This window comes from Mariniblastus fucicola (genome assembly GCF_008087665.1).
Lineage (GTDB): Bacteria > Planctomycetota > Planctomycetia > Pirellulales > Pirellulaceae > Mariniblastus > Mariniblastus fucicola.
Window position 1 is genome coordinate 3,053,021 of record NZ_CP042912.1, and the last position, 12,393, is coordinate 3,065,413.

The following is a 12,393-nucleotide window of genomic DNA, read 5'->3' on the forward strand; positions in this document are numbered from 1 at the left end:
GGCTGAGCCTAATGGCGAATCTGCATCGAAGTGAACTCTCCACTCGCGTCACTTTTTACGATCTGCCGGTCGTCGACTCGACCATGCGTTGATTCGCAAACTTCTGACACGTAACGTCGAATGGAATCCTGTTCTCCCTCGACAATCATCTCGACACTTCCATCCGCCAGATTTTTCACCCAGCCGGAAACCTGATGATGCCCAGCGACGGTGTGACAGGTGAAGCGAAATCCGACTCCCTGCACACGGCCGAAAAACAGGATGTGCCAGCGGACAGACATGCTTCAGCGGTAGTCGTCGATGCGAAAAATGTCGGGAGACGTAAACTGCCCGTCGATCGATGCGTTATCAAAAAGCCATGCTTCGCATACGTCACGATCCGCGATCGTCCAATTCTCATCACCGAGCAACGCGAACGGTTTTTCGCCACAGCCCGCGATCAGCACGGCATCGTTCGGTCGAGCCTGTCCCAGCGCCCATTCGATTGCCCGAAACCGGTTTGGAATCAGACGAACTTTATTGGGCTCCTCAAAGCCATCAAACATCTGATGCATTGGCTCATAGTCGATCATCGAATCGACCGAATCCCTCGTCACGACGACGTTGTCGGCCGCCCGATCAAGCACTTCACCGATTCTGCGACGATGCTCTCGCGATTGTTCGTCGACAATCGAGCACACGCACCAGACGTTGCCTTTGACAACCTGTTTTAGCGTTCGCAGCGCTGTCGCCAGTTGAACGGGAGTCTTGGCTGTGTCAATCCAGACGCCATGATCCTGCCCACACTCAATTCGCTCCATTCGGCCGGGAAGCTGCGATCCGTTCTCCAGTCCCTCAGCGATCGATTGCAGGTCGATGCCCAGAGCCAACCCAACGGTTGCCGCACAAAGGCAGTTATAGATATGTTCGTCGCCGATGATGGCCGTTCGGATCGCGACCGATTCGGAACCGGTAACCAGCAGGAACGATTGCTCGCTCGAAAGCCGCTCCAATAGTTGGCCTCGGACGTTGGCATCCTGATGCATACCGAACGTCAGCACCGGTTGGGTGCAGCTTTCAACCAGAAAGTGGCTGGTCGGATCATCAAGATTCAAAACCGCCAAACCGGTAGGCTTGAGCGAATCGAGAATCCGCAACTGAGACCGTTTGAAATTTTCACGTGTTGAATGAAAGTCAAGGTCATCGTCTCGCATGTTCGTCAGCACAGCCACGTCCAGCGCTGCGCCTTCAAATTTTCGCTTTGCCAAATTACGAGCCGACACTTCTACCACGGCATGTGTGCAACCGTTGATCACCATCTGCGACATCTGCTCGGCCAACAGCGGCGGATTGAGTTCGCGATGTGGGATCGTGGGAACCCTGTTGCCGACGACCGTGCCCAGCGATGACGAACGTCCTGTCTTTCGCCCCGCAGATTTCAAAATCGATTGGACCAGATGCGTCGTCACGGTCTTGCCAGCGCTGCCGCTGACTCCGATCGTGGACATCCGCTCGCAGGGAGAACCGGCCAACGCGTGGCAAATTTGAGCGTAGGCTTGTCGCGAATCCGGAACCAACACCTGAGGCGATGTGGTGGCGACCAACCGTTCCGTGATCACCGCGGTCGCGCCGTTTTCGATGGCTTGGGGACAGTAATCGTGTCCGTCAGTTTCAGCGCCGAGAATTGCGACGTACAGATCGCCGGGCTGACATTCATCCCACTGACCACAGCAGGAGCTGACGTTGAGTGAAGGTGCTCCGATGAGTTTTGCGCCGGGCAAAATCTCGTGCACTGGAATTCCATCGACGTAGTTAGCAGTTTGGGTACTCACAAGGCCTCCTTGCCCGCGATCTCCGTAGTTCAACCGCCAGAAGCGATCGGTTCAGCATCCTTGCCGAACGATAAGGATTTTCGATATCTGAGATATCCGGTCAAGGCGAGTTCCGATACTGAATCAAACTTCTTCACCCTGCTGGCACGGCACAATTGGCCTTGTCGAAGTAAGAACTGGAACTTGCAACGATTGCGTGGACTAAGGGAGATCCACAATCTGTCCGTCGTTGCGTTGAATCAGACTGGTGCGAACAGAAGCAGTAAGCTTTTTCGCCGCAATTTTTCTGACAGATCCGTCAACGAGTCCAAACGTGACTGTCCCGTCGACTACAGCCAGCTGAGTCCCGGTACCAGGATCGAACTTCACATCCGCCGGTTTCGTCCATTCAACGGCAGCGAACTGATTTACCTGAGCAACACACAACGTGTTCGAAGTGCCGTCGGTGATGTCGGAGAAAGAAAGTTTCTTACCCGGTTCAAAAATCGTCCCGTCGCCCTGGAATCCGAGGTAAGCCGTTTTCGTGTTCGAATCAAGGATTGGACATTTGTAAACGTCCGGCATCTCTTCAAGTAGCTTGATGTTGTGCGGACTGTTCCAACGCTCGTCCAGTTTGAATCGCTTGTAAAGTTTTCTTTCTGGTTCGTCCATGAATTGTAGAATCGCGACCCTCCAGCTCAAGAGTGGTTTGCCTTCTTCGTCCGTGATGTTCTTCGGCAGGTGCCGGTTGGCTGAATCGAAATTGTGAATCGCCAGGATGATTTGTCTCAATTGATTCATGATGTCTGTCGAAACTTTGTCGCTATCCTCGAAGCTGCCGTCTTCATCTTCCGCGGGCAACTCAGATTCATCCCCGTGTGAATCGTCGAAGGATTCCATCCCGGAACCTCCTCCGCTCGCTTCACCCATCCCGGGCATTGCCGGCATTCCTCCCATCATCCCCATGCCGCCAGCTCCCATACCGTCGATTCCCATGCCGCCCATGCCCATGCCACCCATCCCCATCGAAGCAGGTGGTTGCTCGGGCCACACCAAACCACTGGCCTCATTCGCGATCCGCTGCAGCTCAAGATCAAGCAACTGAGACTTGGCTTTTTTACGTCGTTCCAGTTGTGCCCGCAGTTTTCGAACTCGGCCCTCCATTTCCTGTAGCTCAGACTCGTTCCGAATCAGGAAGGCATCGTATTGGCTTGAAAGTATCGCTTCGATTTTGGTCAACGCACTCTGTCGGGCGCCTTCGGTTTTCGCTCGTTTGAGTGACTGTTTCAGCTTGTCCAATGGCGACGGTTCGTAACCCATTCCCATTCCACCCATGCCACCACCCATTCCCATGCCACTCATTCCCATGCCGCCGTTCTGGGCGTGGGAAGTTGGCAAGCCGACGGTGAGAATGATCGCCATGGCGAGCAGACATTTTGAGAATTGAGACTTGTGAATAGGCATGGCTCTTCCCTTTGGTAATTGAATACGGTTCGTGTTCACTTCTGATGGTCCGCGACAATGCTCGCAGCACATTTTTTTCTTTCAATCGAATGCAGATGGTTTCACCTGAAACCAAAATCCGTGCTGCAAACTGAGACGTGTTTTCGAAATTTGTTTTAGTTTCCGGCTGATCTTTCCATCGCCCGAATTCGTTCGTCGAGTAACCTTTTCTCAACTTCAAACTGATCGAACGCTCTCACCGTCGAGCTGCGAATTGGCTGTTCCATCCGCGTGATTGTTTCTCGAATCGACGCCAACTCGGCTTCCCATCGGCGCGAATCCGGAACTTCTGAAATCCATTCAGGCGTCGATTCAGCCGGCAGGGGGAACGCACTCGACTCGCGCCGAACAGGTTCGCCGACATGAGTGTTCGCTGGCGTTGTCGGATAAAAAAGTTGGTCGAATTGAAACGCTGCGACGATTGCCAATAGCAACGCCGCAATGCCCAACGTCGCTTTCAGTCGCCATGGAAATTTTGCCGCGACGCTAACTTTTGGCAGCGAGTGCTGAGTTGGATTCTGCAAGTAGGCCAAGTATTGCGTTAGGACTTCCTGGACCGAAGTCGCCGAAGCAAAACGTTCCGATGGATCTTTCGAAAGCAACTTCGTAATCACATTGTCCAGCGTTTTCGGAATCGAGCCGTTGATCGAACGAGTCGACTTGGGTTCTTCAGCACCGATTTTTTGCAGCACGCCGTATGGATTTTCCGCGCGAAACGGTTCACGACCCGTTGCCATGAAATACATCACGCTTCCAAGACTGAACAGGTCGCTGCGGTGGTCGATGTCGTCGCCCTTGGATTGCTCCGGCGACATGTAGTGCGGTGTCCCGGCCAGCCAACCGGATTGAGTCATTCCCGCATCGTCGGCGGCGCGAGCCAATCCGAAATCGGTGATTAAAACGCGGCTGACTTCTTTTTCCAGCATAATATTGGCCGGTTTGATGTCGCGATGAACGAGTCCCTGTTCGTGGGCCGCGGCAAGGCCCGCAGCGATTTGTTGAGCGATGCGAACGACGTCTTCGGCTGGCATCGGGCCGTGTTCTTCAACATGTTTTTGCAGCGAACGCCCGGAAACCAGAGCCATCACCAGATAGGGCCGGCTCTGCGACGTTCCGATGGAATAGATCGGAACCACGTTCGGATGCACCACCGCTGCGGCGGCTTGGGCCTCGCGAGCAAACCGTTTTCGGGCGACACCACTGACCGAAAGATGCGGAGCCAGAAACTTGATCGCAACTGGTCGATTCAGTTCCGCGTCGAAGCCTTTGTAGACGACTCCCATGCCGCCGCGGCCGATCATTTGTTCGATGCTGAACCCGTCCACGCGGCCTAACATTTCCGGGTGCGTTGGCGGATCGAATGGCAGCGATGCTTCTGCTTCTTCATTCAATGAACCAGCAGATCCAATCGTCGCCATGTCCGATGCGTCCGGGTCGACTTTCACAAACACGCTGGAGTGCAATTCTGATTCAGTATCTGTTTTGAAGGTCGCCGACGCGGCCAGGTTTGCGGTGGCTTTGTTCCAGAATGATTCATCTCCCGCCGAACGAGCAAGTTCATCGCGACAGGAAGCACATTCGCAAAGATGTTCCGCCAGTTTCAATTCCGCCGCGTCGTCGAGCGTTTGGGAGATCGCTTTCGCAAGTTGCTCACGATCGCAGTGAGGTTTCGATTGGCTCATTTCACGTTCCCTTCTGACGGCAACGATGTTTCAGACAAGACATTTTCTGCAGAGGCTTGCTCGACAACGGTTCGCAGTTTCGCGATGATCCGCGAGCGAGCCATATAGATGGCTCCGGCGGAAAGCCCCAGCGATTTCGAAACGTCCGCCACAGTTTCATGCTCGACCGCGGTTCGCCAGAACGCTTGCCAAGTTTCCGTTTTGAACGCCGGACGAATCTTCTCGGCAGCCCACGCGAACAATTGCTTTTCATACTCGGCGTCGTAGAAATCCGATTCGGCACATTGCTGAGGTTCGTTCTGCAACAGCGGATCGTTGGCCGACATCGGCTGGCGATTTTGCCGTCGGAGAAAGTCTACGGTCAGGTTGCGAGCGATCGTGGCAACCCAGGCCCGAAAGGAACCTTTCTCGGAATCCGGTTGCCAACGTTGAACCGATTTGGCGATGCGAACGAAAGCGTCCTGAGCCAAATCGTTCGCGTCTGCGGCTTGCAATCCTCGCGATTTTGCGATGCGAAGAATCAGAGGCTGATAGATTTCGCAAAACTGAAACCACGCTTCCGCGTCAGCCGGTTCTTTCAACCGCAACACCAGGCTGATTCGAGTTTTGGGGTCTTCGTTCAAGTTGATTCCAGCGTGAAATGACTGCCCTTCGCCAATTTACACGTTGGTCGAGCGGAAGTCTCACGCGAAATCCCCAAAGAATCTTGCAGTAATCGGAAGGACCACGATGGAAGAGAAATTCAAGGAAACTCAGTTCGTCAGCAAATCGATCGTGACGGTAATCATCCCGTCGGCCGTCTCGCAACTCATGGGGCGATTCGAGCGTGCGAAAACGCGGATCATTTTCTCATTTTCGGCGAACGTTGTTGCAGCGAATTTTCCCACCCCACTCTTCACGGCCAGCAAAGATAGGTGCTTGAGCAGCAAAGACCCGACACCGAGGCTTTGAAACTCATCTGCGACCGTGAAAGCGACTTCGGCGCGGGTTGGGTCGGCGTCGTCGACGATGTAGCGGGCAATGCCGATCGGAAGCGATTCGTCGTCTTCGATAAGGCCGACTCCGATCGCAACGTGTCGCTCAAAGTCCAACTCCGTGTAGAACTTCAGTTCGCGATCGGTGAGTTTTCGCTTCGGGTAGAAGAATCGCGAGTACCTTGAATCGCTGCCAAGATTCTGAAGCGCTGTTTGTAGAGCCTGTTTGTCGGTAGGCCGGATCGCCCGCAAGATCACTGGACTGCCATCTCGCAAAGTTGACTCGACAAAATAGTCTTTGACGTCCATCGTCACTTCGGGCCTCGTAGTAACCAATTCCGTTTCGCCAAATCCCATGACCCAGAACTCAGTTTTGCCAAATTCCAATTCGCCTTTCAGAAAAAACGTTGCGAAGTCTACGCCGGCGATTTGACGGTCACGACGGGGCAGGAAGCATTGGCCATCACGTTTTGTGCCACACTTCCGACGACGACACGAGCCAATCCGGTTCGACCGTGCGTTCCCATAAAAATCAGATCGATCGATCGCTTCTTTGCGAACTCAACGATCTTCTCCGCAGGTTTTCCGTGCAACGTAACATGCTCATAATCGATATTTTGTTGGCTCAGGTATTGATCTTCAATTTGCGTGGAGAAATTCCGAAGCGACGCCTCATCCATCGACACCGCTGGCTCGTTGGATTCGACGATATGAAGAAGCCAAATTTTTGATTTCTCTGCCACGGCGAGCCTCGCAGCCAGATCCACGGCTGGTTCGGAAGAGCCTGAAAAATCGACAGGGCACAGGATGTTTTGTTGCTTCATAGGAGCGCTTTGTATTGTTGGTTCGGGCGTTTCGCCAACCTTGGTATTTCTGTTTTGAAGACTCCATTATGCAAGCTTCAGAACATTAACACCACTGCCCAACCAGCTTTCATTTCGCCTGCCCTGCAAGCAATTCGGCAATGCCAGTGGGACGCCCATCAACCCGCAGCATTCACGATTTGGTTCGCTTTAAGTCCGTTGACGATGATGCGCTGATTGGCGCGAGGTCTGACGCGTGAAGATTTCAAGCAGGAGGTGCATCGGCCGGAGGTTTTGGGTCATCCTGTTCGTCCTCCTCTTCGTCAGTCGTTGGCAACCATTCATAGTCGCTGCCAACGTTCTGGCCGCCGTCTTCTTCCCATCGAAGCATGTCGTCGGCATCCTCCATTTGCTCGTCATGCTCGGTTTGCTTCTTTTGCGAGTCTATCTTTTGCGGGTCAGTCATCTGATTTGCTTTCGAAAAGTGATGAAGGACAAATTGCAACCAGCCAACTTACAATCAACTGATTTGCAATCAATCAATCATTCAATTTGCAAACGCCGTGCCAGCCCAAACCATTGGTCCCGATTCATTTCGTCGTTACGGTTCGCGGCAACTCTTCGTTCGAATCCGGTTGAAACGCCTGCCATTTTTTTCAGGTAGCCTTTGAGCGGGCGAAATCGCTCGTTCCACGACGAGCAATTTGTTGGAGGAACCGGGCGGGACTATCATGGTGACTTCGGATCGGCACGACGCCATTCGTTTCGACCATTGGCAATTCAAAACTATGACGCTTCTCTACTACGATCCGATCTTTCAGGAGCACGACACAGGCGACCATCCTGAGAACGCGGCCCGATTGTCGATCACGATTCGACAGCTGAATCTTATCCTGATGGGAGACAGTTCAACGCGACCGAGTTGGAGTGCCGCTTCGGTCGATCGTATCGCACGCGTGCATGAAAAAATCTACATCGATGGCGTCAGAGATTTTGCTGCGCAGGGTGGAGGACGCTTCGATCAAGACACGGTAGGAAGTAAGGCCAGTTACAACGTCGCGATCAACGCGGTGGGGGCTGTATGCGATGCCGTCGAACGCGTCGTCCGTGGTGATGACCAGACGGCTTTCTGCCTTGTGCGTCCGCCCGGCCATCACGCTTTGCACGACAGAGCGATGGGGTTCTGCCTGTTCAACAATGTTGCCGTTGGCGCTCGCGTCGCCGTTGAGGAACTGGGGCTTGATCGAGTCATGATCGTCGATTGGGACGTTCACCATGGCAACGGAACGCAAGCGATTTTCTGGGAAGACCCGCACGTCGCTTACTTTTCGATGCACCGTTCGCCCTTCTATCCCTATACAGGAATGGAGGCGGAAACGGGCTACGGTTCTGGAGTCGGCACGACCTGCAACGTGCCGGTGAAGTTCGGCACGCCGCGTGAAATGCAGTTGGCGATCTTCGAGGAACGTTTGACAGACTTTGCAGACGAAATCAAACCGCAGCTTGTGCTCATCAGCGCGGGTTTTGACAGCCACAAAGACGATCCGATTGGCTCACTGGGCCTACACGCTGAAGATTTCGCAGTGATGACTCGCTCGGTGATCAAAATCGCTGACCAATTTGCGGAAGGACGCATCGTGAGCGTTCTCGAAGGCGGATACAACCCGGCAGCGTTGGCCGAGTGCGTGGCGTGTCACTTGGAAGAACTCGACTTGGCGAAAACGTCCAGGTAGGCTTCGGTATCACAGTTAATAATTGCGTTTGCAGTACTCGAAATAGCATTAACATCTTCTCCACGGCAAAGTGTGTCTGATCGCTGCCTGTTTTGTTCTATAATTGGAACGCCGTAGCACACGACTCCATGCAGTCGCATGCAATTTTCCTGCTCCAACGGGCCCAAGATCACAGTGAACTACCCTCAAGACAGCAACTCCGTATACGAAGCCAGTCTGGTCGAACCTGAATCGGGGTCAAAGCTGAGCCCGGGATGTCTGGTTGGAATGATCCTCGGCGGGACGTTCCTCGTGATGATTGTTGGCCTGGTTGGCATCGTCATCTATCTTTCTCCGGGCATAATTCTCCCACCGACAACGATCTCGCGTGACGACGACATTGCTGAAGCAAAGTCGTTTCTGTTGAACGCCGAGTATTCGGAAGATGATCTGCCCGTCGCGGTCGAATCTCACCCAGATTTCCAAAGGATCGACGCCTTCGTCAGCCAGATGGCGACTCACCTGGACAACACCGCGAACAAGAAGATTCGCAAATTGATTGACCATAAACGGCACTGGAAAGAGATCTGCAAACGATCGAAAGTTAACTTCTATGAATCGTATCTGACGAAATCGGATCTTGAGGATGTGCGCGACGTTATCGCGGGACCGGCGTCGTTCGATGACAATTCGGACTATGAGATTCTTGCGATCAATAAACTTTCAGACGGCTATCAGATTAAGCTGTGTTACGACATGGGGTACGGACTCTCGATGCCGCAGGTCTGGTGGCTGTCCGACGAAAATCGGTTGTTACTCTACGATTGGTACGACACTGAAAGCTTTCTTCGTGGCTCTGCAGAACTTGCCGCGATCGTCGACGCGACTCATCGGGAACAACTGGGGCACGATCGCGACGTAGAACTTACCGAAGCGTACTTTTGGGATGAGGAAGATCTTTCGTACGAAGAAGAGACGCGACGGATCAAATTGTTCTTGCAGAAAAGCGAAACGTACGGCGGTCCAAAAACGCTGCTGCCGTCCAACTTGCTGATCAATGCAAAACGCTGGGCCTTTCATAACGAACCCGTCGAAGCGATGCGTGTTCTCGACAGGATTAAGGAGCCAGAAAAGACGCCTGGCGCGTACGTTCTACGCGCCGACATTAATTTGGCCAACGGTTTCTACGAAAAAGCCGCCGCTGGCTACCGAGCCTATGTCGCAACCGCCGGCTCATGTCCCTATGTCGAAACCCAGTTGATCCGATGTGCCCGAGAGAACGGCGACTTTCTGGCAGAAAAGGAATTGTTGATCGAGGCTTGCAAGACGATTTCGCCGAACAGGGCGGCACAGCTTTGTAGCTTGATAGAGCTTTGTGATGAAAGCGAAATAGACAAACTGCTGCAACGAATCGAAGTCAGTGCCCATCGGGAGTCAGTCTACGATGTGCTGGTTCGACGACTTAAAGCAAACGTGTTTTATCGGGATCAGTTTGAGCAGGTGCTCGCACACGTGAAGTCTGAGTTGCCAGACTCGCAGGTCGCTCAATTGGCGGAAGTCCATGGGCTTGCGACTCCGGACACGCTTGTCGACGCGTTGCAGTGGCTTGATCGAAATGCTCCAGATTCGGAAAACGAAGCCGATCTGCTCTATGATTTTTGGAGCGAGGTGCCCGAACGGCACGTAGTCGAGGTCTTCGAGACTTCGATCAGGAAAGCGGAAAATCTTGAATCGATCATGTCGTGGTCAAACTACGAAGGCTACCTTGAGAACGAAACGTTGCGGAAACTGTATCAGTTAGTGCTTGCCGAAAACCCCGAATCTACGACGGTCAACGGGTACCTGGCATCCTTGTTGATTGCCGAGGGAGAATACGAATCCGCTATCGAAAAACTGAGAATCGTTTTCAGGCTACAAACTGGACTCGAATCAGAAAGTGGTCACCGCGGCTCGATGTTGAGGGCGTTGTATCATAGCGGCGAGTCTGACAAAGCGATCGCCTGGGCCAACGAACACGATTCGGCTGCGGAGTTATAGCAGCTGATGTTGGCCGATGATGACTTGGATGGCTTCGAAGATCTACTTGCGACGATGGAGGAAGACTCTGTCGAGTTCAAGATTCAATCTGCTCTGTTGAAAGCCAGGCGCGGGCAACTTCAACCTGCAGCAGATGATTTGCTCGCGTTGCTAAAGCAGAGTGAGCAAGACGAAGACTCGGGCGACGCCTATCAAATCGAAAGGCACTTGAGACAGGTGCTTGCCGAGGCGAATGATCAGGCGAGGCTTGTGCGAGCGTTTCCCAATGAAGAACGGTTTTGGCAAGTCGCTGACGACCTGATTCGCACTCAAGATTGGGACGGTTGCGAGGATTTGTTGAGGACTAGAAGTGCTGCACTCCGTGACGCCCGACGATGCTTGCCCTTTCTGGTCAACTGGGCTCAGGGAGAGTTCGGTGTGTTGGCAACGTTGAACGAAAGCGTGGATGCCATTCCCGTGTCCAATTCCAATCTGCAGCGACTGTATGAGCCGATTGTCAAAAGCTGCATTTTGGAAAACGAACCTGAAAGGGCGCGGACTTGGGCAAATCGAATGGCGGACAGTGCCGAAAGACGCAACGCATTGATTGCGATCGAGATGCACAACGGCGATTGGTCGGAAGCGGTAAAACTGCTCAGACAGATGGACGCCGATGAGCGATCCTATTTGCCGAGCGACAAAATTTACTGGACCGATACAGCGTTTGATAATTTGAAAGTCGCGGATCTGATCTCGCCGCGTCCCGTCTGGAACGTTCCGGAAGTTTACGATTTGCGGCTCAAGTTCCTGTTTGCTGAATCACCTAAACTTGATTCGGAGCAATTGAAGACGCTGTTTTCGGATGCCGTCGAAGGAGAGCTTTCAGTCAAGACCTTTCCGGCGGCGAAAGACGGCACTTCCTGGATCTCGCTTTCGTCAGACGATGTCGAGTTGGTCTTTACGATTTTGAGCGTTGACTATGAGGACAACTCGGATTCGGAAAACAGCAGTTCCCGCACGGACGAGAATCGGATGCAAAAGAACTTTGCGTCAGCGAGGACGCTTGTATTGCTTACCGTTGTTTTCAAGGAATCCGCTTCGCCAGCTAAGTCACTGCAACTGGCTGATCGCCTGGCTCGTCCGATGTGCAGTCTCAAACCGTTGGCGTTTGGCCGCGACTATTATTGGCTGGATCAGTCAGTTTTCGAATCATGGTTTGAAGCGAAGAAAAAGGATCGGAAGCGTCTGTTTGCGACAAAAGAATGCAAGGGGATCTGGAGCTATCCTGAGGAAGAGGAAGCGGCAGATGTGGAAGCAAAGTCTCTCGATTTTCAGATCGAACTTTCGTCCGCGTTGAAATCGTTTTTGGCGTCGAACGACGATTCCAAACACTTTGATGTCGAAGTTACCGCGACCGATTCGATGTCCCGGTACTTGGTTCGAGTCAATCGCGTGAAACGTGACAGTTACGGAAACATTAACCTCATCGGCACCGCGCGGTATGCGAAAGACGTTCCCCAAGTCGGGCTGTATCGCGGCCAGTTGTCGATTCCAATTTCTCAGATCGTCAGCTTCAATGCAAAATTGGACCAACAAACCCATGCGGCCCAGCTTGAGCCCTGAAAGATCCCCAACCTCACGGCTTACAGACTACATACTGAAAAGCACTCCCGAGAGGATTCGAACCTCCGACACCAGCTTTAGGAAAGCTGTGCTCTATCCCCTGAGCTACGGGAGCAAAATTGGCAGTCAGCCGAGGTCAATTTATGACCGCAACGGTCGGCCGACGACCTTTTCATCTCGAACCGCCGTGTTTGTTACGGCGAAATTCTTTACCGCCGGAATTCTACACGGGGAACCGCATTGTAGCCATAACCGATCCGGCACCTCGTTTGAGCGGCCATGATTGTTCG

General features: G+C 53.1%; 11 protein-coding genes and 1 tRNA gene. 3 read left to right on the plus strand and 9 right to left on the minus strand.

What is annotated here, in order from left to right; genetic code table 11:
• Positions 1-8: 8 nt before the first annotated feature.
• The 8 genes from MFFC18_RS11265 to MFFC18_RS11305 form a co-directional block, all read right to left on the minus strand.
• Positions 9-281 carry an acylphosphatase gene (locus tag MFFC18_RS11265; protein ID WP_075086450.1) on the minus strand — a complete coding sequence of 91 codons (273 nt, stop codon included), beginning with the start codon at positions 279-281 and terminating at the stop codon, positions 9-11.
• A 3-nt stretch (positions 282-284) separates the two neighbouring features.
• Positions 285-1,811 (minus strand): Mur ligase family protein, encoded by a 1,527-nt coding sequence (locus MFFC18_RS11270; RefSeq protein WP_157665261.1) that lies wholly within the window; start codon positions 1,809-1,811, stop codon positions 285-287.
• 201 nt (positions 1,812-2,012) lie between these two features.
• A complete protein-coding gene (locus tag MFFC18_RS11275) occupies positions 2,013-3,254 on the minus strand; it encodes a DUF1559 family PulG-like putative transporter (RefSeq protein ID WP_162273993.1) in 1,242 nt (413 codons plus the stop codon).
• 155 nt (positions 3,255-3,409) lie between these two features.
• Entirely contained in the window at positions 3,410-4,975 is a 1,566-nt protein-coding gene (locus MFFC18_RS11285) for a serine/threonine-protein kinase (RefSeq protein ID WP_075086447.1), read from the minus strand.
• Positions 4,972-5,598, minus strand: coding sequence for an RNA polymerase sigma factor (locus tag MFFC18_RS11290; protein WP_075086446.1), 627 nt, complete (start codon positions 5,596-5,598; stop codon positions 4,972-4,974). Before MFFC18_RS11290 ends, MFFC18_RS11285 begins: the two co-directional genes overlap by 4 nt.
• A gap of 129 nt (positions 5,599-5,727) precedes the next feature.
• Positions 5,728-6,336 carry a GNAT family N-acetyltransferase gene (locus tag MFFC18_RS11295; RefSeq protein WP_075086445.1) on the minus strand — a complete coding sequence of 203 codons (609 nt, stop codon included), beginning with the start codon at positions 6,334-6,336 and terminating at the stop codon, positions 5,728-5,730.
• A gap of 29 nt (positions 6,337-6,365) precedes the next feature.
• Positions 6,366-6,773 (minus strand): universal stress protein, encoded by a 408-nt coding sequence (locus tag MFFC18_RS11300; RefSeq protein WP_075086444.1) that lies wholly within the window; start codon positions 6,771-6,773, stop codon positions 6,366-6,368.
• A gap of 244 nt (positions 6,774-7,017) precedes the next feature.
• Positions 7,018-7,218, minus strand: coding sequence for a hypothetical protein (locus MFFC18_RS11305; protein WP_148618819.1), 201 nt, complete (start codon positions 7,216-7,218; stop codon positions 7,018-7,020).
• A 322-nt stretch (positions 7,219-7,540) separates the two neighbouring features.
• Between MFFC18_RS11305 and MFFC18_RS11310 the strand changes: the two genes are divergently transcribed.
• The 3 genes from MFFC18_RS11310 to MFFC18_RS11320 all read left to right on the plus strand — a co-directional run bounded on the left by MFFC18_RS11310 (position 7,541) and on the right by MFFC18_RS11320 (position 12,103).
• The gene (locus tag MFFC18_RS11310; RefSeq protein ID WP_075086548.1) at positions 7,541-8,485 is read left to right on the plus strand and encodes a histone deacetylase family protein; all 945 of its coding nucleotides are present in this window, start codon (positions 7,541-7,543) and stop codon (positions 8,483-8,485) included.
• 174 nt (positions 8,486-8,659) lie between these two features.
• Positions 8,660-10,501, plus strand: coding sequence for a hypothetical protein (locus MFFC18_RS11315; RefSeq protein WP_148618820.1), 1,842 nt, complete (start codon positions 8,660-8,662; stop codon positions 10,499-10,501).
• A gap of 6 nt (positions 10,502-10,507) precedes the next feature.
• On the plus strand, positions 10,508-12,103 hold the full coding sequence (locus tag MFFC18_RS11320; protein ID WP_075086441.1) for a hypothetical protein: 1,596 nt from the start codon (positions 10,508-10,510) through the stop codon (positions 12,101-12,103).
• Between the two features lie 42 nt (positions 12,104-12,145).
• Here MFFC18_RS11320 and MFFC18_RS11325 read toward each other — a convergent pair.
• Positions 12,146-12,218, minus strand: a tRNA-Arg gene (locus tag MFFC18_RS11325).
• Between the last annotated feature and the right edge of the window lie 175 nt (positions 12,219-12,393).